Here is a 22,635-nt window from a genome sequence, read left to right on the forward strand (position 1 = left end):
TCTACCTGCTCGCTTTTGCGTGCCTGAAAGATGGCAGATATTTCCCCGTCGGAAACACCCGAGAAAGAAAAATAAGATGAGGAATTCAATTATCGGTGCGGCCCTGGTCGCCGCAACACTGCTGCCGGCCGGAGTGGCCGCCGCACAGCCTGCGGCCGGTGACCCAGCGGTGCACTACAAGGCCACCACGACGGCGAAGGCGACCACCATCGCCACCGACGCCGGGTCACTCACCAACGACAACGGCGTGTTCAAGATCGAGGCCCCCAATGGCACCGTGCTGGCCGGTTCCGAATTGTCTTTCCGGGTGGATGATTTCGTCTTCCCGATCGCCGCGGACATCCACGACCGGACCGCGGTGCTGACTCCGCAGTTCGATCTGGCGCATGCGGTGTACAAGCCGGTGGCGTTGCCGTTCGAGGACTCCGCGCCGTGGAAGACCCCGTACGACCGTGAGCAGGCCGCGTGGAACCGGCTGGCCTCCACCATCACCACCGGCGCGACGGTCGGCACCCTCGTCGGCGGCGTCACCGGCGGGGCGGTCGGGTGTGTGCTGGGCGGCATCGCCGGTGCCACCGTCGCCGCGGCAACCATTGTCGGCATGTTCGGGCCTTTCATTCCCGCCGCCGCCATCGGCTGCCTGGGCGGCATCATCGCCGTCGGCGCTCTGGGCACGCTGGCTGGGCAACTATTGGTGACCGCCCCGGCGGCGGTGATCGCGGCGATCCAATACTTCACCACGATCAACCAGCCATTCCCGTCCAGCCCTGCAAAGTAGGGGAATCGGCGACATGACCCGCACATGAATGCGGGACCGGATGGTCGCGCCCGGCGATTTTTCGAATCGGGCGCGACCATTCGCGGGTTCGCGAAATCCGGTCAGCGGTAGATCGTCTGGAACTGCAGATACCCGGCAAGACCCTCCGGGCCGAGTTCGCGGCCCAGGCCACTGGCCTTGACTCCGCCGAAGGGAGCGGCGGGATCGGGAATGTAGCGGTTGACCCCGATGGTGCCGGTGTGGACCCGATGGGCAAGGGCCGCACCGCGTTCGGGATCGCCGGTCCAGACGGTGCCGCCGAGCCCGAAATCGGAGTCGTTGGCGATGCGGACGGCATCGTCGAGGTCGTCGTAGGCGATCAGCGACAGTACCGGTCCGAATATCTCCTCGCGGGCGACCACGGCGCTGTTGTCGACGTCGGCGAAAACCGTGGGTTCCACGAACCATCCGCGGTCCAGATGTGCCGGACGGCCGCCGCCGACCGTGATGCGCGCGCCTTCGCTCCGCCCCCGGGCGATGTAGGTCTCTACACGTTCGCGCTGCTTCGCGGTGGCCATCGGCCCGATCTGGGTGGTGGGGTCCGCGGCCGCGCCGACGGTCAATGACCCGGCCAGGGCGGTGAAAGCGTCGACCACTTCGTCGTACCGGCTGCGCGGCGCCAGCACCCGGGTGCCCAGGAAGCAGGTCTGACCGTTGTTGAGCAGGGTCGAGCCGAACAGTCCCTCGCCGATCCTGGCGAGGTCGAGGTCGGCATCGTCCAGGACGATGGCGGCGGATTTGCCGCCGAGTTCGAGGGTCACCGGTCGTAGCAGGCGACCGCAGGTCTCCGCGATCGTGCGGCCCGCCTCGGTCGATCCGGTGAAGGCGACCTTGTCCACCCCGCGGTGGGCGACCAGATAGGCGCCGACCTCGCGACCACCGGGCACGATGTTGATCACGCCCGCGGGGACTCCGGCCGCCTCGACGGCTTCGGCGAACAGATACGCATCCAGCACCGTCTCCGGGGACGGTTTGATCACGACAGTGCATCCGGCGGCCATCGCGGGGGCGATCTTGAACATCGACAGCGCCTGCGGGAAATTCCACGGCACGATCGCCGCGACCACCCCTACCGGCACCCGGCGCACATCGATCGGGCCACCGAACAGGCCCTCGCGCGTCTCGGTGAGCGTCAGGTCCTCGGCCAGACCGGCATAGTATCGCAATACCGCACTGGGATAACCGATTTCGAGTTGGCGGGCCACCGCGACGGGCATGCCGTTCTGTGCGCTGACCCGAGCGACGAACTTCTCGGCGCGAGCGTCGATGGCATCGGCGAGCCGGAGCATGACCTCCGCGCGGCGGACGGGTTCCCAACCGGACCATCCGTTCGGAGCGTCGAATGCGGCACGCGCCGCGGCAACGGCGCTGTCCACATCGGCCTCGGCGGCGTCGGGGACGCTGCCCAGCGGCTGCTCGGTACTCGCATCGATCGGGGTGATCACCCGGTCCGTGCTGGGCTTCACCCAGTCGCCGCCGATGAACAAGCTGCTGTAGATGAGTGTTTCGGGGGCGGACAGTGTCATCGTCGACTCCTGGAAGTTGTTGCGGGACAAGCGATCGTTGGTAAGTCGGCACGAACCCGAGGGGTGCATGGTTCGGAATCCGCGGCCGCAGTATCGATCTCGGCGACACAGCAAACGTAGAAGCGCGGCGAGGGGCTGCTGTGTTCAAATCATGAACACTCGGCCGGTGGCAGGGCATCGGTGGTGCCGACCAGCACTGTCGACCGGCTGCGCCACGTGATCCGGGCGGTCTCGCGCGAAATCGAGCGAATAGCCTGCGCCGTCCTCGGATGATTGCTGGAGCGCTGCCTCTGTTGTCGACTGCGGTGGTTGTCCTGCCGATTTAGACTATCTTTCAGTGTGTTCGATCCAGAGGCGAATAGATACTGAATGTTTGCTGACCTCACTGTCGGCGTGAGTGCAGCTCTCCACCCGCAGGACATCCGGCTCCACCCGCATCAGGAAAGGACATCGGTCATGACGAGTAGTGCCACGGTGCTGGGCGGTCTCGAGAAGATTCGTGACTGGGTCGAGGACTTCTATCGTGACCTGCACCGGCATCCCGAACTAGGTTTTCAGGAGCATCGCACGGCCGGTAGGGCCGCGGGCGTGCTGCACGAGGCCGGGTACACGGTCACCGAGGGCATCGGCGGTACCGGTGTGATCGGTGTGCTCCGCAACGGCGAGGGGCCTACGGTCATGTTGCGTGCGGATATGGACGCGCTCCCGGTGACCGAGCAGACCGGGCTGCCGTATGCGTCGGAGGCCGAGGGCGTGATGCACGCGTGCGGGCACGACGTCCACGTCGCCGCGATGGCCGGATTCGCACGCCTGATGGCCGCGGCGACCGATGCCTGGGCCGGGACGCTGGTGGTGCTGTTCCAGCCGTCCGAGGAGAACGGTGACGGTGCGACCGCCATGGTCCGGGACGGTCTGGCCGACACTTGTCCCCACCCGGATGTCGTTCTCGCGCAACATGTTCTGCCATACCCGGCCGGGTACGTCGGCACCCGCGCGGGTTCGTTCCTGTCGGCCGCGGACAGCCTGAAGATCACCCTGCACGGACGGGGCGCGCACGGTTCCATGCCGCAGGCCGGGATCGATCCGGTGGTGATGGCCGCGATGGTGGTGGTGCGCTTGCAGACAGTGGTGTCCCGTGAACTCGCGGCGACCACTCCGGCCGTGCTGACCGTCGGCAGCATCACCTCCGGAACCGGCCCCAACGTCATTCCCGACCGCGCCGTGTTGCAACTGAACATCCGCACGTACGATAACGCCACCCGAAAGCAGGTCCTCGATGCGGTCGAACGCATCGTCCGCGCCGAGGCCACCGCCTCCCGATCGCCCGAAGAGCCTGAAATCGAGCGCATCGCAGCCTTTCCGCCGACTATCAACGACGAGGCGCCGACCGAGAAGGTGGCTCGGGCGTTCGCGGACTACTTCGGTACCGACGCGCACACCATCGATCTGCAGACCGCCAGCGAGGACATGAGCGATCTGCCCCGGGCATTCGGAGTGCCGTACACCTACTGGGGGATCGGCGGCGCCGACCCGCAGAGCTACGCCGAAGCAGAGGCGAAAGGCGCTGTAGCTCAGGATATTCCGGTCAACCACAGCCCGTTCTTCGCGCCGGTTCTGCAACCCACCCTGGACACCGGCGTCAAAGCCCTGACCACCGCCGCCCTGGCCTGGCTCGGTGGCGCCAGCGCAGGTCCCCAGTAGCGTCCCTGATCGGGCCGCGGCCGGGCAGATTTCGGTCGTCGACATACCCCAGCATCTCGGCTGTTACCGATGAGCCCGCGGTGTCCGGTTCCCTCGGTCGAATGCCCGGTCCCTACCCGAAGCCCTATTGATAACCTGCACATCTCAATCGGACTGAAATCAGTATTTGTCTGCATTCAATACCCATATCTACTGTGACTCAGTACACATCGGTGCGACGCAGTGCCTCCGGCGGCCGCATCCTCATCCGACGGCGGCGCTGCGGCCGATGGGGGTCGGTCGCGCCGTATATCCGGGTCGGGTCAGGGTCCGGCGGAGCGGCCGGACGAGGTAGTCGGGCCGTCGCGAACGCGCCGGCGAGACGTGGCAGGAGGGGTGCGGTGTACCCGGACGACGACAACGGAGTCGAGACCGCGGACGTCCGGCTGCGGCCGGAGATCGCGCTGTCCTGGAAGCGATCGCGGATCAGCGGGTTGGATCCCGGAGCGGCGAACATGCGGTTCGAACCCGATGCCGCCCGTCGCCGCACCCGGTTGATCACCGCCGCGACGCCGGTGCTGTCCAGGCTCGCCGATCAACTGTCCGACGCGCCCTGCTGTGTGCTGCTGGCCGACCGCGATTCGCGCATCGCCGACGATCCGGTCGGTTCTACGAGGCTGCGCGATCGCCTGGAGGGGGTGGGTGCCGTCGCGGGCGGCGTCTTCCTCGAGGAAACCACCGGGACGAATTCCATCGCGACCGCGCACGAGTTGCGCCGTGGCGTCCTGGTGCACGGTGAGGAGCACTTCCTCGAGCCGTTCAAGGCGTTCAGCTGCTACGGCCAGCCGATCGTGCATCCGGTGACGCGACGGCTGGAGGGCGTGCTCGACATCACCTGCCTGTCCGCGGATTACACGCCGCTGTTGAAACCGATTGTGGCGCAATCTATCCGGGATGTGGAGGCGAACCTGCTGGAGATCGGCCGCCGCACCGAGCGGCGGCTGCTCGCGGAGTTCCAGATCGCGACCAGCGGGCACGACCGGCCCGTGATCGGGGTCGCTGCCGGTGTGATTCTGGCGAGTCCGGCCGCCACCGAACTGCTGAGCCCCGCCGATCACTCCCGGCTCAGCATGCTGGCCGCCGAGATGACGGTTCGTCCTGCGCGGCGATCGGCCGAGCGCACCGAGGTGATCGAATTGTTGTCGGGCCAGCTGATTTCCGCCCGGATGCGAGTGGTCGAGCCCGGACTCGATGCCGTTCTGCTCGAACTCACGCCGGTTCCGCTCGAACACGATGCCGAACAGGGGAATTCGCAACCACTGAACGAGGCAACCGCCGTGACCGATCGGCCCGTATACGTCGGGGGCGCGCCCGGAACGGGCCGGACCACGGCGGCACACGCGTTGGCCGGCGACAGCCCGGTCGCGCTACTCGACGGCGCCGACACCGTGGCGGATCGGGACTGGCAGCAGCTGACCGAGATGCTCACGCAGGATGCCGCGACGGTCCTGATCGCGGAAGATGTTCACCTGCTGCCGGAATGGTGCGGCGTGCGCCTGCACCGGCTGCTGGACTCGATGCCGAATCGGGCGGTGCTCACGGGTCGCCGCGTGGGTGAGCTGACCGGATATTCGGCCGTGCTGGCTGCCGCATGTGAGCAACACATCGAACTCACCGCGCTGTCCGAGCGCACCGGCGATATCCCGAATCTGGTGCGCGACATAGCGAAAACTGTTGGCGCGGGCGCGGATGTGCACTTCACAGCCGCGGCGCTGGCCGCACTCGCCGCGCAGCCGTGGCCGGGTAATGTACGGGAACTGCACGCGGTCGTGTGTGCGAGCCTGGAGCGCCGCTCGGCCGGTTCCGTGACGCCCGGCGATCTGCCCGAGCGCTATCGGTCCGGCCCGCGACGAGGGGTGGGAGTGCTCGAACGCGCCGAATACGAGGCGATAGTCGGTGTCCTGCGTACCTGCGGCGGCAACAAACAGCGTGCCGCCCGGCAACTCGGCATCAGCCGCACCACCCTCTACAGCCGGATGCGCGCCCTGCGCATCACCGGCTGACGGCCGGAACCTGAAGCGGGCGTTCGCCTTACACGCCCGAGGGAGAACCCCGGGCGTGTGGTATCAGCGAACGTCGAGGTAGATACTCTTGAGGTTCTGGTAGGACGACAGACCTTCGGGGCCCAGTTCTCGGCCCATTCCGCTGTTCTTGATTCCGCCGAACGGCGCGGTCGGGTCGTTGGCATACCCGTTGATTCCGACTGTGCCCGAGGCGATTCGCCGGGCGAATTGGGCGCCCCGCTCGGCGTCGGCGGTCCAGACCGTGCCGCCCAGACCGTATTGCGAACTGTTGGCGATCGCCACCGCATCGTCCTCGTCGGTGTAGCTGATCACGGACAGCACAGGGCCGAATATCTCCTCCCGTGCGATGGTGTGTTCGGGGCGGACGTCGGCGAAAACCGTCGGCTCGATGAACCATCCACGCTCGGCGACTCGCTGACCGCCCGTGGTGACGCGGCCACCGTCGTTTCGCCCGGCGGCGATGTAGCCCTCCACACGATCGCGTTGCCGCTGCGAGACCAACGGGCCCATCTGCGTGGTGTCCGAGAGCGGATCACCGACGGCGGTGTTGCGGGCGAGGTCGGTCACGATGTCGACGATCTCGTCGTAGCGCGTGGCCGGCGCCAGCACGCGGGTGCACAGCCAGCAGATCTGTCCGTTGTTCAACATCGTTGCGCCGAAGAAGGATTCGATGTCGTCGGTGAGGTTCGCGTCGTCGAGCACGATGGCGGCCGACTTGCCGCCCAACTCCAGGGTGACCGGACGGAGCAGGTCGCCGCAGGTGCGCGCGATCGCCCGACCGGCAGCGGTGGAGCCGGTGAAGGACACCTTGTCCACTCCCGGATGACCGACGAGGTAGGCGCCGAGCTCGCGACCCCCGGGCACGACGTTGAGGACTCCGGGCGGCAGACCTGCCGCGGCCGCGGCCTCGGCCATGAGAAAGGCATCGAGGACGGTTTCGGGTGCCGGTTTGAGCACGACGGTGCAGCCGGCCGCCAGGGCGGGGGCGAGCTTCAGGAAGGTGATAGCTTGCGGGACGTTCCACGGAACGATGGCTGCGACGACGCCGATCGGGGATCGGGTCACGACAGTGGAACCGCCCAGCATGCCGGGGCGGACCTCGTCCTGGGAATCGACCGCCATCTCGCCGTAGTACTGCAACAACAGTGCGGGAAAACCACTTTCGAACTGGCGGGCCAGGCTGATCGGCATGCCGTTCTGACTGCTGACCCGGGTGGCGGTCTCCTCGCCGCGCGCCTGCAATTGCTCGGCGAACAGCGCGAGTGCGTCCGCGCGACGTTTGCCGTCCCAGTGCGCCCAGCCGGAGGGATCGTCGAAAGCTGTTCTGGCGGCTGAGACCGCGGCGTCGATATCGGCTTCGCTGCCTTCGGGGACCGAGCCGATGCGTGCTTCGGTGCTCGGGGATATCACGGGGACAACCGAATTCGTGGCCGGTGCGACCCAGCGTCCGTCGAGATAGAGATCGGTGTAATCGATGGTCATGGTTGTGCTTTCTGCGGGGAACGGATCACTCGTGGACGAGAACCGGCTTGAGCACCTCGCCGTGATGCTGTGCGGTGACGGCGTCGTTGATCTTGGTGAACGGGAAGGTCGAGACCAGCTTGTCGATCGGGAATCGCCCGGCCCGGAACAGATCGATGAGTTCGGGGATGAATTCGTCCGGGACGCTGTCGCCTTCGATGATGCCGATGACGGTGATCCCCAGCACCAGCGTTTCGATCACCGTGAGCGGCAGTGCCGCTTCGGGATTCGCGGGAACCCCGATCAGGCCGAGGGTTCCGTGGAAGGTCATCGACTTCACCAGGCCGTCGATGACGGCCGGGATACCCGAGGTGTCGATGGCGTAGTCGACGCCGCCGGGAACGATGGCGCGCACCTGCTCCGCGACCGGACCGTCGGCGGGGTCCAGTGCGTGGGTCGCGCCGAGTTCGAGGGCCAGGGCCCGGCGCGAGGCGTGTGGTTCGACGACGATGACGGTCGCGCACTCGCGCACCACTGCGGCCATCACCGCGGCCAGTCCGACCGAACCGGCGCCGGCGACCAGCAGCGCCGAACCCGCCCGGCAGGCGAGCGAACGCATCACCGCTCCGGCGCCGGTCTGGATGCCGCAGCCGATCGGGGCGATGATCTCGGCCGGAAGGTCCGCGGGCACTTTCACCACATTGCGTTCCAGCGCCAGGCTGTAGGTGGCGAACGAGGACTGTCCGAAGAAGAAACCGGTGATCGCCTCGTCACCGCCGGACAGCGGACCGGTGCCGTCGACGCGCACGCCGTCGTAGTTGAGGTGCATGAAATTGTGGCAGTAGGAGGGGAATTCGGCCAGGCACGACGGACAGGTCCCGCAGCTGGCGAAGGTGATCCCGACTCGGTCACCGGGCGATACCTTGGTGACGCCCGCGCCGACCGCCTCGACGACGCCGCAGCCTTCGTGGCCGAACACCGCGGGCAGGGAGACCGGGAGTGCCCCGTCGCGGGCGGCCAGATCCGTGTGACATATTCCGACGGCCTCCACCTTGACCAGCACCTCGCCGGACTTCGGGCCGTCGATGGTGATGGTCTCGAGCGTGAATTCGCCCTGTGGCGTGCGTGCGACTGCGGCGAGTGCCTGCATGTTCGTATCCTTCGTTCTGCTACACCGGGCGCGGTCAGGCGGCCGGGGGTGTGATCGAGTCCTGCGTGACCTCGCGCAGGGGAGTGCCGGGGTCGGCCAAGGCGGTCCGGTTCAACCGGGTCCGGCTGCCGATGAACTTCTTTCCGGCCATGAAATCGGCTGCGGCATTGATGGTTTCGACGCTGCGCGGAATTCCTTCGGAATCCAGGTGGAACAACGCGCACGAGCCCGAACCGGGATCGCCGCGCAGGACGGCCTCGGTGCCGGGAGTGAGAACGCCCGCCATCTTCATCTTCAGGTCGAACTGGTCCGACCAGAACCACGGCACCTCGTGCGGGGGAACCGCCGTACCGGTGATGACCGCCGCGGCCTGCTTGGCCTGCTCGGTCGCGCTCGGAATGCTCTCCAGCCGTACGAGTGTGCCCAGGCCCTCGTGCATCCGGTGGGTGACATCGCCGATCGCCAGGATGTGCGGGTCGCTGGTGCGCGCGGCAGCGTCGACGACGACTCCCGCGAGACACTCGAGGCCCGCGTCCCGCGCGAGGTTATCCTCGGGCACCGCTCCGATCCCGACGAGCACTGTGTCGCAATCGATTTCGGTGCCGTCGGCCAGCCGGATGCCGCGCACTCGCAGGCCGTCACCGAGCACCGCGCCGACATCGGTCCCGGTCAGGATTCGAGTGCCACGCGCGCGATGGCTGTCGGTCAGAATCCGGGACAGCTCCGGGCTGGCGACGCGGGCGAGGACCCGCTCCTCGCGTTCGACCACTGTGACCTCGCAGCCGCGAGCGCGCGCCGCGGCGGCGACCTCCAATCCGACATAGCCCGCGCCGACGATGGCCAGCCGCGCGTCGGCCAGCACCGCGGTGCGCAGAGCGACGGCGTCGGTGAGTGTGCGCAAGGCGAGCACTCCGGGCAGATCGGCTCCCGGAACCGGGAGTGCGCGAGGCTTGGCGCCGGTCGCGAGGACCAAGGTCCCGTAGGGCAGGACCGCACCGGACCGCAGGCTCACCGTGCGCGCCGCGCGGTCGATGCCGACCGCCGGGTCGGCCAGACGCAGCTCGATGTCGTTGTCGGCGTAGAACGATTCGGGACGCAGCCACTGGAGGTAGTCCTCGCCGTCGTACTTCTTCGACAGCGGCGGTCGATGGTAGGGCGGGTCGGACTCCGCGCCGACCAGAAGCACGCGCCCGGGGAACTTCTGTTGCCGGAGCAGACCGGCGAGCGTTCCACCGGCCTGCCCCGCACCGACGATCACCACGGTGTGCGCCGGGTCCATCGTGTGCACCGTGGTTACCGATCGAACTCGATCGCGACGGGCATGTTCTTGAGCCCGCCCACGAAGTTGGTCTGGATGAACCGCGTGTCGGCGGTCGGGCTCATCGACTTCACGTGCGGCACGAGCTCTTCGAGCATGACCCGGAGTTCGAGCTTGGCCAGATGCTGTCCGATGCACATGTGCGGCCCGTAGCCGAACGCGATGTGCTTGTTCGGGCGACGGGTGAGGTCGAAAGTGTCCGGGTTCGGGTTGGCCTCGGCGTCCCGGTTACCCGACTGATAGAGCAGCATGAAGCGGTCGCCCGCGTGAATCTCGCGCCCGCGCAACGTGTAATCCTGCGTTGCGGTGCGCATGAAGTGCTTCACTGGCGATGCCCAGCGCAGCGACTCGTTCACCAGGTGCGGCACCAACGACAGATCGTTGCGCACGAGTTCGAGCTGTTCGGGGTTGCGCGCCAATTCGAGCATGCCGCCGGCGAGGGTGCTGGAGGTCGTGTCGTGGCCCGCGGTCGCGATGGCGATGAAATAGCCGTAGGCCGTCTCGTTCGGGTAGTACTCGCCGTCGGAGTTGCGGGCTTGGGAGATGACGGTGGCCAGGTCGTCGCGCGGACTCTGTCGCCGATCCTGAAGCAGCGCTTCGAAATACGCGTAGAAGTCCTGGATCGTGGCGACCCACTGCTTGGCCGCGGCGTCCGGGCTGAGCTGCTCCACATCCTCGCGCGCGGCGTCGGGATCGGCGGTGCCGAAGAACTCCTGGGTCAGCGACATCATCCGGGGCTCATCGGATTCGGGCACGCCGAACAGGCTCATGATGACGTGCAGCGGGTACTGCAGCGCGAAGTCCTTGACGAAGTCGATGCGCCCGTCGGTCTCGAGCAGCCGCGCCACCGCGGACTTGGCCAGGCCGCGGATCACAGACTCCCACTGGGCCAGGTTCTGCGGCCGGAACCAGTCCAGCGCAATATCTTTGATCTCGGTGTGCTCGGGCGGATCGAGATAGGTGAGCGTCTCGAGAATCCGCAGGCTGCCGTTGTTGATGCTCTTGGTGAACTCGTCACCGGCCCGGTTCGCCAGAATGGGGTTGACCGAGCCCTTGTCCTGGCCGCCGGCGCTGGTGAAGATCTCGGGCTGTCGCTCGATCTCCATGATGTCGGCGTGCTTGCTGACCAGCCACAGCGGATCGTATCCCTCGACGACCGCACGGCCCAGCGGATTGTTCTCGCGCAACCAGCGGTAAGCGGCGAACAGCGCGTCGTTGTCACGGTGGCCCTCGGGAAGGACGATCTGCCGGGCGACGGTGTCCGGGATCAACTCGGTGGCCTGCTCCGTGGTGCTCATAAAACCTCTCCTCGCTCGATCGGGAAGTGTTCCCAGCGTGGCAGCGGGATGGGTGAGTCACATCACACCGTTGCCGCAAGAATGTCGGTAGAAAGGGTGCAATTGCGTGGGGTTCTCACCCCGATGGCCGGTATCAATCGACCATCGTGGGGATGTGCCGGTGTTATCCGCTTCGCAGACTGAATTCGCTGCCTGGTTCAGCACTTCATCTGTCGTGAGGAGGACTTCATGCCCACCGTCGTCTATCAATTGCCCGATGGCTCGGCCAGTTCGGTCGACGTTCCCGCGGGACAGACAGTGATGGATGGATCCGTGCGCAACAACCTGCCGGGAATCATCGCCGAGTGCGGCGGAAGTTGTTCATGCGCAACGTGTCACGTCTACATCGAGGGCGAGTCCGCCGGCGCCTTCGCAGAGCCGTCGGGCGAGGAGCAGGATCTGCTCGAATTCCTCGACGGCGCGCGACCGTGCTCCCGGCTGGCGTGCCAGCTGGTTCTGCACGCGGAAATGGACACGATCACCGTCACGGTTGCGCAGTCGGACGGTTCGTGAGACCGGTGGCCGAATGGCGGGCGATCAATTCACTGCGGTTGGTCGCCCCCACCTTGCGCAAAATGCGCTTCACATGAGACTTCACGGTGTCGATCGTGATCACCAATTCTGTGGCGATGGCGGTATTGGATGCCCCGGTGAGCACCAGCCGCAGGACCTCGCTCTCGCGTTCGGTCAGTGGTTCGGTCCATGCGGCCCGCGCCGGTGCGCCGGTCTCCACGGCGAGCGGTGGCTGGTCGCGGATGATGCCGCTCGAACGCAGGAGCTCGAGTTGTCGAGTTCGCCGTGCGACCAGACCGAGTCGTTGCAGGCAGCCACCCAGGACCTCGATCAGCAGCTCGGCCGAATTGGCTCGTGCGGAATCCAATTCGCCCGCTATGTGGATCAGCACGGCGGGCCCATCGTCCACTACGACGGGCAGGATCGTGCAGACGTGCGGAAACAATTCCCGCAGTGCGTCGACCGGCCGGTCGACGACCGGTACGCCCGACTCGACGACCCGAGCCTCCGCCGACCCTGCCGTCAGTGAATATTCCTGTGGGACAGGATGTTCGACATCGGACCGCTGGATCGTGACCGGCATCGCCCGATGCGATCCGAGATCGATTCCCGACGCCAGGACCGGGCCGACCGAGCAGATATCCGCCAGCGCGGCGCACGCCCGAGCGAGCAACTCCGCGCTGGAGGCGGTAGCGATGAGCTCGGCGATCGCCCGATCGAGGCGCTGGGTGTTGCGTCGGAGCTGATTGATCTCGTTGTCCCGCAGTGTCTTTTCGCGATCGAGCTGATCGGCGAATCGGCGGCCCAGCTCGATCAGTTCCTGTCCGGAGGCGTGCTGCATGGCCATGACCAGCTCCGTGGCGGTCGGCTCGTGGGCCGGGGTGTTCATGCGGGTGGTTCCGCTGCGGGCGCACGGCCTGCATACATCGCGGCGGCCTCGGCTCTGGTGCTCACGCCGATCTTCTTGAATATGCGTTGTACATGGGACTTCACGGTCCCGTCGGATATACACAGCCGACGGGAGATCGCCGCATTGGTGGCGCCCGTGGCGACGAGGGCGAGCACATCGCGTTCACGAGCGGTGAGCGCCGGGGGATAATGTGCTGTGCGCGAACCGATCTCGGCGTCGATTTCCGGTTCGGGACAGTGCTCGCCGAGGTCGTCGAGGGTCAATCCGCCGTGCTCGAGTTCGCGCAGCGCGCGGTTGAGCCGGTCCAATTCCGCTGTGGTGCGCCGGTTCTGCTCGGCGATTGCCGCGCGCAGTCGTGCCGATTCGGTCGCCAGCGCACACGCCTGCGCCAGTGTGGTGATCAGATGGAAGTCCGCCTCGGTCAGGTCGTTGTCGTGGCGGTCCACGTGCACGATCGCGATCGCGCGCTCGGCCACGACGATGGGGGCCGCGATGTACCCCGCGGGTCGGCTCAGGTCCAGCAGCGGCCGATAGGTATGGCGCCTGACCTCGGAAGGGCCGACCGCGTACGGGCGGCGACGGCGCACCAGCTCCGCTTCTCGAGGCGCGTCGTGCAGCGGGATCGCACTGCCGTTCACCGCGGCCACCAGCGGATCGAAACCACCCCGCAGTTCGGGGTTGACCGAGATCCACACCGGCGCCCAGGACGATCCGGAGACCAGCGAGTACATCGCCTTGCCGTAGCCCAGTGCCGTGCACAGCTCACGGGTCAGCACCTGTGCCAAGGGAGCGTCGGGGTTGTCGTCGATGGCTCGCACCACCCGTGTCAGACCGCCGAACTGTTTGCTGTGCAAGCGAATTCGTTGAGACAGGTCCGCGCGGATCGCGCCGTCGACGGTCATCAGGATGGTGGCGACGTCGGCGGTCACCTCGGGGGAGGGCAGCCCCGCGCGCAGCGCCCGGCTGATGTAGTCGCGGATCAGGGACAGGCTCGGATTGAATTCCTGCAGCCGCAACAGCTCCGGATCCGGGCCGATCAACTCCAGCAACTGGGTGAATGCTCGTTCGGCTACGTACGCGTCGCTGTTGTAGCTGGTCTGCGTCGTCGCTGATTGCCCAACCACCATCCACTCCTCGAGCCGAACGGTCAACGACGTGCGGCGGTGTTCGTCGACGACGACGTCATGTGACCTGCGGCACACCATACCACGCAAATGGTATGTCCAAAATGGTAGTCGCCGACTCGTTGCCGGGCTGCGGCGGAATGTCGTACGCTTTTGGTCGTACCATATGACTGTTTCTGTGAACGTGGAGGTGACGAACGTGGCTGGTGTGTGGTTCGACGAGCTGACGGTGGGGCAGAGGTTCGAGCATCCGATTCGGCGAACGGTGACCGAGGCGGACAACGTTCTGTTCACGGCGATGACGCACAACCCGGCGCTGCTGCACCTCGACGAGGAGTACATGAAGGACTCGGCGTTCGGTCAGCGGATCGTGAACAGTGCGTTCACCCTGGGGCTGATGGTCGGGATCTCGGTCGGGGACACCACGCTGGGCACGGCCGTTGCGAACCTGGGCTGGGACGAGGTGCGCTTCCCCAAGCCGGTGTTCCACGGCGACACCCTGCACGTCGTCACCGAAGTCCTCGAGTTGCGTGATTCCAGGTCGCGGCCGGATCAGGGCATCGTGGTGTTCCTGCATCAGGCGTTCAACCAGCGCGAGGAGCTGGTCGCCTCGTGCAAGCGGTCGGGCCTGCAGCGCAGGAAGCCGCAGTGACCGCGCCGATCCGCTCGTTCCTGTTCGTGCCCGGGGACAGTGAGAAGAAGATCGGCAAGGTCGCGGGCTCGTCCGCGGATGCGGTGATCCTGGATCTGGAAGACGCGGTCAGCGCGGGCCGCAAACCGATGGCTCGGCAACTCGTCGCAGAGTTCATCGCCGACGGGCCCTGTGCCGCAGGCGGTCCCGAGCTGTGGGTGCGGATGAATCCGCTCGGCACCGAGTACGCGCTCGCGGATCTGGCGGCTGTCGTGGCCGCGCGACCGGCCGGGATCATGATTCCCAAGATCGACGGTCCCGCGGATGTCCTCCGGGTGCATCACTATCTCGAGGCATTGGAGTCCGCGCACGGGCTCGAGCCCGGAAGTGTCCGGGTGCTGCCCGTCGCCACCGAAACCGCCCGCGCGCCGTTCCGGCTCGGCGATTTCGCCGCGGCCGGTATCCCTCGACTGTATGGATTGACCTGGGGCGCGGAGGATCTGAGCGCGGCCCTGGGAGCTTCGACGAACCTCGACGCGTCGGGTGAGTGGGCTGCCACCTACCGCCTGGTTCGATCGCTGACCTTGATGGCTGGGCGTGCCGCGAAGGTCGAGGTCGTCGAGACGCTGTACGTGGACATCGGTGATGATCGAGGACTCGCGCAGTCCTCTCGCCGGGCGCGCGCCGAGGGGTTCAGCGGACGCATCGCCATTCATCCCGGGCAGGTCGACACGATCAACGCCGCGTTCACACCGGCGCCGGATGAAGTGGAATTCGCCCGCCGAGTGGTCGAGGCGTTCTCGGCCGATGTGGGAACCGTTGCGCTGGACGGGAAAATGCTCGATCTTCCGCATCTGAAGCAGGCCGAGCGGGTCTTGGCGCTGGTGAACCACATCACAGCCATAAAAGGTTCCAATGAGATCTAAGAGCAATGGTATGTTTGGTCTGTCCAAATAGTGACGACCCCTCCCGTGAAGTGGAGGCTTGGTTCGGGGCGGGGCGGTCCGATTGCTCGGCAGATGCTCGAGGTGTGATGCGGATCGCTCGAAACGGTTGCGCTATTAGGTCTAACCATTCTAATCTTTGGACGAAGTGTGTGTGTCGCACACGGTAGAGGACGGGCACCATGACCAGCGAGCGAAACCTCGGCAGATACACCCAGGCGCAGATCGAGCAGTTCTACGCACGCGGGCAGTGGGCCGATGTCAACTTCACCGAACTGCTGCGCTCGCGTGCCGAGACCAACCCGGACAAGGTGTTCCTGACCGACGGCACCCACGCGCTCACCTTCGGGCAGCTGTACGAGCAGTCGCAGCGACTTGCCCTGGGGCTGCGTCGTTCCGGCTTGACCGCCGGTGATCGAGTGGCCGTTCAGCTGCCCAACTGGGCCGCTTTCGTAGTCGTCGCGGCGGCGGTGTCGCGGATCGGCGCGGTGCTGGTGCCGGTCATGCCCATCTATCGCGAAGACGAGGTCTCGTACGTGGTGGCGGACGCCTCGGTCCGGATGGCGATCGCACCGGCGGCGTTCAAGGGCTTCGACTACCTGTCCATGTTCGAGGAGGTCCGCCGGAACTCGGAGACCCTGCGTGCGATCGTCGCGGTACGGGCTCCGGGAGATCAGCGTGAATCGTTGGCGGGCCGGGACATCACCGTCCTGGAGGACCTGATCGTCGGCGATGTCGATCTCGCGGAGATCGATGCCGCGCTCGACATCCGGGTGCATCCCGATGATCCGTTCGTCATCGTCTACACCTCCGGCACGACCTCGCGTCCGAAGGGGTGCGTGCACACGTTCAACACGTACGCATCCGGTGCGCGCGCATTGACGGTCGCCTTCGGGCACACCGAGTCCGACGTGCAGTTCGGTCCATCGCCCATCACGCACACCACGGGACTGGTGACCAGTGTGCTGATGCCGCTGCTCGTGGGCGCGTCCTCGCACCTGATGGCCGAGTGGAGCCCGGTCAAGGGTCTGGCCGACATCCAGAAGTTCGGTTGCACCGCAGCGGTTACCGCGACCACCTTCCTGCAGACCCTGATCACCGCTGCCGAGGAGAATCCCGAGGCGGATCTGTCCTCACTGCGGGTGTGGACCTGTGCTGGAGCGCCGATCCCGGCCGCCGTGGTCGAACATGCCAAAGCCGAGCTGCCGACGACGAACGTGCTGTCGCTGTACGGACGCAGCGAGAACCTCACGACGACCACCTGCCGCGTCCAAGGGGATCCGTTGCGCGCCGTCACCTCCGATGGCGCGGCACTGCCCGGGGCCGAGGTGAAGATCGTCGGCCCGGACGGTGTCGAGGTCCCGCGCGGCGTCGAGGGCGATATCGCCTATCGCGGCCCGTCACACATGATCGAGTACCTGAACCGGGCGCAGGAGACCGCCGAACTCTTCACCCCCGAAGGATTCTCGCGCTCCGGCGATCTCGGCATCATGGACGCGACCGGATTCGTCCGGGTCACCGGTCGCACCAAGGACATCGTGATTCGCGGCGGGATGAACATCAGCGTTCGCGAGGTGGAGGACAAGCTCGCCGATCATCCGGATCTGGTGGCACTCGCCGTCGTGGGCATGCCCGACGAGCGGCTCGGTGAGAAGGTGTGTTGCTTCGTGGTCGCCAAGTCCAGGCACAGTGCGCCCACCGTCGAGGAGCTGCGCACCTATCTGACCGATCGGGGCGTTGCGGTCCAGAAGACGCCCGAGCGCGTCATCGCCGTCGATCAGTTGCCGATGACGGCGACCGGAAAGATCCAGAAACACATCCTGCGGATGCAGATCGCCGCAGAGCTGAACCAACCCACGGCGGCGGGCGCCCGGTGAATATCGCCGGTCGATCGGTCGCTGTCATCCGCGGGATCGCCACGGACGAGGCGGATGCGACCGCGATGGTGACCAGGTGGCGGGTGAGCCGGTGAAAGCCATCGTGATGTCGAATTACGGTGGCCCGGAGCAACTCTCGCCGGGCGAGATCGACGACCCGGTCCCGCGGCCGGGCTGGGTGACGGTCGATCTGCGCGCGAGTGCGTTGAACTGGCATGACGTGCTCGTGCGCCGCGGGCGATACCGGTCACCCCTGCCGCACACCCCCGGTGCGGACGGTGCGGGGGTGCGCACCGACACCGGGCAGGAGGTGGTCGTGCTGCCGTCGCTGTTCTGGGGTGAGCGTTCGACCGCTCCGTCGACGGAGTTCGAAATTCTGGGCGACCGGATTCCGGGAACCTATGCGCAGCGCGTCTGTGTGCCGGAGGAATGCCTGGCTCCCAAGCCTTTCGGATTTTCCTGGGCGGAGTCGGCGGCGTTGCCGCTGGTGGGGGTCACCTCGTACCGTGCGCTGGTCACCCGGGCCGGGCTGCGCGCGGGCGAATCGCTGCTCGTCATCGGGGCGGGCGGCGGTATCGCCACGATGGCGCTGGCATTGGCGAACGCCCTGGGCGCACAGACGTTCGTGACCGCGTCCTCGCCGGAGAAGCTGGCCCGAGCGCGTGACAACGGCGCGGCCGGGGGAGTGCTGCACAGCGATGACGACTGGCCGCGGCAGGCGAAGGCCCTTGCTCCGGCGGGCGACGGTTTCGATGTGATCCTCGATCCGGTGGGGCTGTGGGAACGTTCGGTGCAGGCACTGCGGCCGGGTGGCCGGATCGTCGTCCTGGGCGCCAACGTCGCCGAACGCGCCGATATGGATGTGCGAGGGTTCTACTTCGGCCAGTACAGCCTGCTGGGCACCACGATGGGCTCGCCGCAGGACTTCCGGGGGTTGCTCGACCTGGTCGCGACCGGGAGGGTCGCACCACCGGCCATCGCCGCGACCTACCCGCTGAGCGATGCCGCCGAGGCGCATCGACGGCTCGAATCCGGTGGTCTGTTCGGCAAGATCGTGCTCGTTCCCTAGCGAGGCGATCCGGACGCTAGGACCGGGCGAGAGGCGGCGTACCACTGGGACGCCGCCTCTCCCGAGTTTTCCGGTCGAGCAAGGATGTCGCGAAACTCTATTGGGGCAACAGGATTCGCACTTGTGCGCCGCCGGTGATCACCACTCGGCCGGCGGACTTCGCGTGCAACGAGAGGGTCGCGATCGAGGTGGTGCTATCGATCGTCTCGACCGTCCCGCCGAGTTCGAGCGTCTCGCCGATACTCAGCGGCGAGGCGAACCGGACCGAGTAGGTCAGTAGATGCTCGACGTGCACCAGGTCCGCGACCCAGGCCGCGAGAATGCCCGCCTGCATCTGGCCCATCGAGATGACGCCGGGCAATCCGGCCCGCACCGCGTAGTCGCCGTCGTGGTGCAGTGGATTGAAATCCCCACCGGCACCGGCGAATCGGACGATATCGGTCTGGGTTATCGGCCCGATCCGCTTGGTCTCGAGCTGCCGGCCGAGGTTCAGTGTTGTCGGTGGTCGCGTCATCATGCGCCTTTCTCGATCAGGACTTCACGCTGGGTCACCGCGGTCTCGCCCGAGTCGTCGACCCACTGGGTCTCCAGGGTGACCAGCCGCATGGTGCCGCCGCGTGTGCCTTCGCGGGTGGTGTCGTCGGCGATTCGTCGTGTGCCGGTCAGCCGGTCGCCGGCGACCAGCGGGCGGGTGTAGTGCCACTCCACCGAACCCACGACCACCCGCTCGATCGCCAGGCCCAGCGCCTGAACGAACTGTTGCTGATCTCGATGGTGGCCCGCCACGACCACATGTGTCGCGGTGGCGAGGACATTCGGAAACCCCGCTGCGGCAGCGGCTTCCTTGTCGGTATGAGCCGGATCGTCGGTATGCGTCGCTGTGGCGAACTCTCGCACTTTCCCGGCCTCCACCTCGAACGACACGACGTCGAGGGTGCTGCCGACGGACAACTCCCGAACCGTGGAACTCGGCACGGTCACCTCCCTTGGTTTTTTGGTCTGACCTATTGTAACGTTGGTCCGTAAACATGTGGAGGTGGAGATGGATCTGAGCGATTCGCCGGACGAAGCGCGGTTCCGAACCCGCATTCGTGACTGGCTGACCGAAACCCTGCCGACGTTGCCCTGGCCCGAACCCGCGCGGCTCGAGGACAAGCGCGAGTTCTGGTCGGTGTGGCAGCGCACGCTGTTCGATGCGGGTTTCGCCGGCTTGTCGTGGCCTGTCGAATTCGGTGGCGCCGGTGCGGACGCGAAGATCAAGGCGATCTTCAACGAGGAGATGGACCGGGCCGCAGCGCCCGAACGACTCAACATCATCGGCGAGGACTTCGCCGGGCCCACCATCGTGGCCTTCGGTGACGATGCGCAGAAGCAGCGTTATCTGGAGCCGATCCTCACAGGCGAGGAAATCTGGTGCCAGTTGTTCTCCGAACCGGAGTCGGGCTCGGATCTCGCCTCGTTGCGCACCAAGGCGACCAAGGCCGAGGGCGGGTGGAGGATCCAGGGCCAGAAGATCTGGACTTCGCGCGCGCAGATCGCCGACAACGCGATCCTGTTGGCGCGCACCGGCGGTGGTGATCGCCACAAGGGCATCACCTACTTCCTGCTGCCGATGTCGTCGCAGGGTGTGACGGTGCGTCCCCTGGCGCACATGCTCGGCGAGGCCGAGTTCAACGAGGTGTTCCTCGACGACGTCTTCCTGCCCGACGAAGCGGTCGTGGGCGCGGTCGACGGCGGCTGGAAGGTCGCGATGGGGACGCTGGCCTTCGAGCGGGTCGGCATCGCGACCGGGCGGGTGAACACCACTCGCGCGGTGAGCGATCTGATCACGCAGGTCAAGCAGAAGACCGACGAGCAGGGTGCGGTGCTGAGCGGCAAATCCGATGTGCGCCAGCGCATCGCGGATCTGTACGGCCGCGCGCTGACTCACTACCTGATCGGTCAGCGGGTGATCACCAGCGCGGCGTCCGGTGAGCCCCCGGGGCCGGTCACCTCCATCGGCAAGCTCTATTTCTGCCCGCTGGTCGAGGACATCGCGGACTTCGGTCTCGAAATCGCCGAACTCGGCGGGCAATTCGGCCTCGCGGACGACCCCGACTCGGCCGACCGCGATCAGCAGCGCTGGCTGCGCCTGGCCTATCAGGCCCGCGGAACCGCCATCGCCGGAGGCTCGACCTTCATCCAACGCAACATCGCTGCCGAGCGCGTGCTCGGAATGCCCCGCAGCTGAGAAAGGCGGCGTGATGAGCACCTACGTGTGGAATCCGACACCCGAATACATCGAGAACGCGAACGTCACCCGGTTGGCGCGGGCGCACGGCATCGATTCGATCGGTGAACTCCGGCGGCGGTCGACCGCGGACGTGTCCTGGTACTGGGACGCCGCGATCAACGATCTGGGCATTCCGTTCGCGACGCCGTACGACTCGGTCCTGGATCTGTCGAAGGGAGTCGAATTCCCGGACTGGTTCGTGGGCGGCACCTTCAACGCGGTGGACGCCTGCCTCACCCGCTGGCTGGACGACAGCGCTGATCGGGCGGCGATCGTGCATGAGGCCGAGGACGGGTCCGTGCACACGATCACCTATGGCGAACTCGCCGAACAGGTGGGCCGGGCCGCGACCGGACTGGCCGGTCTCGGTGTGGGAGAAGGCGACACCGTAGCGATCTACCTGCCGATGATTCCCGAAGCGATCGTCGCGTGCTACGCCGCGGCCGGAATCGGCGCGATCATCGTGCCGCTGTTCTCCGGGTTCGCCGCTCCCGCCATCGCTTCCCGGCTGAACGACGCGCAGGTCAAGGCGGTGATCGTCGCGGACGGGACGCTACGCCGCGGCCGGAAGGTCGCGATGGCGGGCGAACTGGCGAAGGCGCTCGCGCAGACGCCCTCGGTGCGTTCGGTGATCACGGTCGAGAACATCGGTGACGCACTGGATTTCGCCGACGCCGATGTCACCGTGACACCGTGGGCCTCGCTCCTGGACGCCGAGCCCTACGAATTCCGTCCCTTCCCGGCCATGCAGACGTTGATGCTCGGCTACACCTCCGGCACGACGGGAAAACCCAAGGGGGCGGTGCACACTCACGCCGGGTTCACCATCAAGGTGGCCACCGAGGTGGCGTACTCCTTCGACATCGACGAGGGCGACACGTTCTGCTGGATCACCGATATGGGCTGGGTCATGGGTCCGCTGGCAGCCTTCGGTACCCATGCCAACGGCGCGACTCTGCTGCTCTACGAGGGTTCGCCCGACGTCCCGGACACCTGCCGACTGTGGGATCTCGTTCAGCGACACCGAATTACGATGCTCGGCGTCTCGCCGACCCTCATCCGCGCGCTGCGGTCCGCCTCGCTCGCCGACATCGCCGAACGGGATCTGAGCTCGGTACACACTCTCGGATCCACCGGTGAGCCCTGGGATCCCGACTCGTACGACTGGCTCGCCGAGGAGGTCTTCGGTGGCCGGGTCCCGGTGATCAATTTCTCCGGCGGCACCGAGGTGGGCGGCTCGTTCCTCGCGCCCTATCCGGTGGAGCCGATCCCGAGTTGTTCCCTCGGCGGCCCTTCGCTGGGTATGGACGTCGACGTGGTCGACGACAAGGGACAGTCGCTGCGCGGCACCATCGGTGAACTCGTGTGTCGGCAGCCGTGGCCCGCGATGACCCGCGGGGTGTGGTGCGATCCGGAACGTTATCTGGAGTCCTACTGGTCCACCTTCCGTGGGATCTGGTGTCACGGCGACTATGCCCGTGCCGACGGGGACGGGCAGTGGTACATCCTCGGCCGGTCCGACGACGTCATGAACGTCGCGGGCAAGCGGTTGGCTCCTGCCGAGGTGGAGGCTGTCCTGGCGACGCATCCGGCGGTCGCCGAGTCCGCGGCCGTCGGCATTCCGGATCCCCGTAAGGGCGAGACCGTCTGGGCGTTCTGGGTGCCGCGCAAGGGCGTCGACACCGAGGGAGTGTCCGAGGATTTGCGCCGCTTGGTTGCGACCGGCCTGGGGAAGCCATTCGCGCCGTCGAAGGTGTGGATGGTCGAGGCCCTGCCCAAGACCCGCTCGGCCAAGATCCTGCGGCGTGCCGTGCGCGCCGCCGCCATCGATGCCGACCCCGGTGATCTGTCGGGTGCGGAGAACCCCGAGGCGGTGGGCGCAATTCGCGATCTCGTCCACCGCCCGAGTACCAGCTGAGGAG

The 22,635-nt window shown here is 66.6% G+C and carries 19 protein-coding genes; 10 read left to right on the plus strand and 9 right to left on the minus strand.

The annotated features are described in order from the left end of the window. Positions 1-76: 76 nt before the first annotated feature. The gene (locus K7711_RS12530) at positions 77-778 is read left to right on the plus strand and encodes a DUF8020 domain-containing protein (protein ID WP_222968787.1); all 702 of its coding nucleotides are present in this window, start codon (positions 77-79) and stop codon (positions 776-778) included. Between the two features lie 101 nt (positions 779-879). On the opposite strand, the gene K7711_RS12535 is transcribed toward K7711_RS12530, so the two are convergent. Then, complete coding sequence (locus K7711_RS12535; protein ID WP_222968790.1) at positions 880-2,343, minus strand: aldehyde dehydrogenase; 1,464 nt, start codon at positions 2,341-2,343, stop codon at positions 880-882. 456 nt (positions 2,344-2,799) lie between these two features. On the opposite strand from K7711_RS12535, the gene K7711_RS12540 reads away from it, so the two are divergent. Together K7711_RS12540 and K7711_RS48910 are read left to right on the plus strand one after the other, a co-directional pair. Then, on the plus strand, positions 2,800-4,044 hold the full coding sequence (locus K7711_RS12540) for an amidohydrolase (protein WP_222968792.1): 1,245 nt from the start codon (positions 2,800-2,802) through the stop codon (positions 4,042-4,044). Positions 4,045-4,424: 380 nt separating this feature from the next. Continuing rightward, positions 4,425-6,086 carry a sigma-54-dependent Fis family transcriptional regulator gene (locus K7711_RS48910; protein ID WP_222968794.1) on the plus strand — a complete coding sequence of 554 codons (1,662 nt, stop codon included), beginning with the start codon at positions 4,425-4,427 and terminating at the stop codon, positions 6,084-6,086. A gap of 63 nt (positions 6,087-6,149) precedes the next feature. Here K7711_RS48910 and K7711_RS12550 read toward each other — a convergent pair whose 3' ends face one another. From K7711_RS12550 to K7711_RS12565, 4 genes are read right to left on the minus strand one after another with little or no spacing between them, the layout of a single operon-like run. Continuing rightward, positions 6,150-7,589, minus strand: a complete 1,440-nt coding sequence (locus K7711_RS12550) for an aldehyde dehydrogenase (protein ID WP_222968796.1) — start codon at positions 7,587-7,589, stop codon at positions 6,150-6,152. A gap of 25 nt (positions 7,590-7,614) precedes the next feature. After that, positions 7,615-8,718, minus strand: a complete 1,104-nt coding sequence (locus K7711_RS12555; protein ID WP_222968799.1) for an NAD(P)-dependent alcohol dehydrogenase — start codon at positions 8,716-8,718, stop codon at positions 7,615-7,617. Positions 8,719-8,752: 34 nt separating this feature from the next. Continuing rightward, positions 8,753-9,997: an NAD(P)/FAD-dependent oxidoreductase gene (locus K7711_RS12560; protein ID WP_222968801.1), complete on the minus strand. Its 1,245-nt coding sequence runs from the start codon at positions 9,995-9,997 to the stop codon at positions 8,753-8,755. A gap of 14 nt (positions 9,998-10,011) precedes the next feature. Continuing rightward, the gene (locus K7711_RS12565; RefSeq protein WP_222968804.1) at positions 10,012-11,334 is read right to left on the minus strand and encodes a cytochrome P450; all 1,323 of its coding nucleotides are present in this window, start codon (positions 11,332-11,334) and stop codon (positions 10,012-10,014) included. 228 nt (positions 11,335-11,562) lie between these two features. Here K7711_RS12565 and K7711_RS12570 point away from each other — a divergent pair, with 228 nt between their 5' ends. After that, positions 11,563-11,886 (plus strand): 2Fe-2S iron-sulfur cluster-binding protein, encoded by a 324-nt coding sequence (locus K7711_RS12570; RefSeq protein ID WP_222968806.1) that lies wholly within the window; start codon positions 11,563-11,565, stop codon positions 11,884-11,886. On the opposite strand, the gene K7711_RS12575 is transcribed toward K7711_RS12570, so the two are convergent. Continuing rightward, the gene (locus tag K7711_RS12575; RefSeq protein WP_222968808.1) at positions 11,858-12,775 is read right to left on the minus strand and encodes a helix-turn-helix transcriptional regulator; all 918 of its coding nucleotides are present in this window, start codon (positions 12,773-12,775) and stop codon (positions 11,858-11,860) included. The genes K7711_RS12570 and K7711_RS12575 overlap by 29 nt on opposite strands. After that, entirely contained in the window at positions 12,772-13,920 is a 1,149-nt protein-coding gene (locus K7711_RS12580) for a helix-turn-helix transcriptional regulator (protein ID WP_308014664.1), read from the minus strand. The genes K7711_RS12575 and K7711_RS12580 overlap by 4 nt, the downstream gene beginning before the upstream one ends. Positions 13,921-14,119: 199 nt before the next feature. Here K7711_RS12580 and K7711_RS12585 point away from each other — a divergent pair, with 199 nt between their 5' ends. The 4 genes from K7711_RS12585 (at position 14,120) to K7711_RS12600 (ending at position 18,441) form a co-directional block, all read left to right on the plus strand. Further along, the gene (locus K7711_RS12585; protein ID WP_222969354.1) at positions 14,120-14,572 is read left to right on the plus strand and encodes a MaoC family dehydratase; all 453 of its coding nucleotides are present in this window, start codon (positions 14,120-14,122) and stop codon (positions 14,570-14,572) included. Continuing rightward, positions 14,569-15,477 (plus strand): HpcH/HpaI aldolase/citrate lyase family protein, encoded by a 909-nt coding sequence (locus K7711_RS12590; RefSeq protein ID WP_222968810.1) that lies wholly within the window; start codon positions 14,569-14,571, stop codon positions 15,475-15,477. The genes K7711_RS12585 and K7711_RS12590 overlap by 4 nt, the downstream gene beginning before the upstream one ends. A gap of 200 nt (positions 15,478-15,677) precedes the next feature. Continuing rightward, positions 15,678-17,372, plus strand: coding sequence for an AMP-binding protein (locus K7711_RS12595; RefSeq protein WP_222968812.1), 1,695 nt, complete (start codon positions 15,678-15,680; stop codon positions 17,370-17,372). Between the two features lie 91 nt (positions 17,373-17,463). Continuing rightward, positions 17,464-18,441 carry a quinone oxidoreductase family protein gene (locus tag K7711_RS12600; protein WP_222968815.1) on the plus strand — a complete coding sequence of 326 codons (978 nt, stop codon included), beginning with the start codon at positions 17,464-17,466 and terminating at the stop codon, positions 18,439-18,441. A 97-nt stretch (positions 18,442-18,538) separates the two neighbouring features. Here the strand turns inward: K7711_RS12600 and K7711_RS12605 are convergent, their stop codons facing one another. Continuing rightward, positions 18,539-18,955 carry a MaoC/PaaZ C-terminal domain-containing protein gene (locus K7711_RS12605; RefSeq protein WP_222969356.1) on the minus strand — a complete coding sequence of 139 codons (417 nt, stop codon included), beginning with the start codon at positions 18,953-18,955 and terminating at the stop codon, positions 18,539-18,541. Then, complete coding sequence (locus K7711_RS12610; RefSeq protein ID WP_308014665.1) at positions 18,955-19,416, minus strand: FAS1-like dehydratase domain-containing protein; 462 nt, start codon at positions 19,414-19,416, stop codon at positions 18,955-18,957. The genes K7711_RS12605 and K7711_RS12610 overlap by 1 nt, the downstream gene beginning before the upstream one ends. Positions 19,417-19,483: 67 nt before the next feature. Between K7711_RS12610 and K7711_RS12615 the strand changes: the two genes are divergently transcribed. Next, positions 19,484-20,671 carry an acyl-CoA dehydrogenase family protein gene (locus K7711_RS12615; RefSeq protein ID WP_222968819.1) on the plus strand — a complete coding sequence of 396 codons (1,188 nt, stop codon included), beginning with the start codon at positions 19,484-19,486 and terminating at the stop codon, positions 20,669-20,671. Positions 20,672-20,684: 13 nt separating this feature from the next. Then, positions 20,685-22,631 (plus strand): AMP-binding protein, encoded by a 1,947-nt coding sequence (locus K7711_RS12620; protein ID WP_222968821.1) that lies wholly within the window; start codon positions 20,685-20,687, stop codon positions 22,629-22,631. Positions 22,632-22,635 lie beyond the last annotated feature (4 nt).

It is taken from the genome of Nocardia coffeae (assembly GCF_019890715.1).
In the GTDB taxonomy this organism is placed as follows: Bacteria; Actinomycetota; Actinomycetes; order Mycobacteriales; family Mycobacteriaceae; genus Nocardia; species Nocardia jiangxiensis.

What these genes read in the sequence shown, in the direction of transcription:
- K7711_RS12530 (WP_222968787.1), top strand. Translation starts at nt 77, where the DNA reads ATGAGGAATTCAATTATCGGTGCGGCCCTGGTCGCCGCAACACTGCTG.
- K7711_RS12535 (WP_222968790.1), bottom strand. Translation starts at nt 2,343, where the DNA reads ATGACACTGTCCGCCCCCGAAACACTCATCTACAGCAGCTTGTTCATC.
- K7711_RS12540 (WP_222968792.1), top strand. Translation starts at nt 2,800, where the DNA reads ATGACGAGTAGTGCCACGGTGCTGGGCGGTCTCGAGAAGATTCGTGAC.
- K7711_RS12550 (WP_222968796.1), bottom strand. Translation starts at nt 7,589, where the DNA reads ATGACCATCGATTACACCGATCTCTATCTCGACGGACGCTGGGTCGCA.
- K7711_RS12555 (WP_222968799.1), bottom strand. Translation starts at nt 8,718, where the DNA reads ATGCAGGCACTCGCCGCAGTCGCACGCACGCCACAGGGCGAATTCACG.
- K7711_RS12560 (WP_222968801.1), bottom strand. Translation starts at nt 9,997, where the DNA reads ATGGACCCGGCGCACACCGTGGTGATCGTCGGTGCGGGGCAGGCCGGT.
- K7711_RS12565 (WP_222968804.1), bottom strand. Translation starts at nt 11,334, where the DNA reads ATGAGCACCACGGAGCAGGCCACCGAGTTGATCCCGGACACCGTCGCC.
- K7711_RS12570 (WP_222968806.1), top strand. Translation starts at nt 11,563, where the DNA reads ATGCCCACCGTCGTCTATCAATTGCCCGATGGCTCGGCCAGTTCGGTC.
- K7711_RS12575 (WP_222968808.1), bottom strand. Translation starts at nt 12,775, where the DNA reads ATGAACACCCCGGCCCACGAGCCGACCGCCACGGAGCTGGTCATGGCC.
- K7711_RS12595 (WP_222968812.1), top strand. Translation starts at nt 15,678, where the DNA reads ATGACCAGCGAGCGAAACCTCGGCAGATACACCCAGGCGCAGATCGAG.
- K7711_RS12605 (WP_222969356.1), bottom strand. Translation starts at nt 18,955, where the DNA reads ATGACGCGACCACCGACAACACTGAACCTCGGCCGGCAGCTCGAGACC.
- K7711_RS12615 (WP_222968819.1), top strand. Translation starts at nt 19,484, where the DNA reads ATGGATCTGAGCGATTCGCCGGACGAAGCGCGGTTCCGAACCCGCATT.
- K7711_RS12620 (WP_222968821.1), top strand. Translation starts at nt 20,685, where the DNA reads ATGAGCACCTACGTGTGGAATCCGACACCCGAATACATCGAGAACGCG.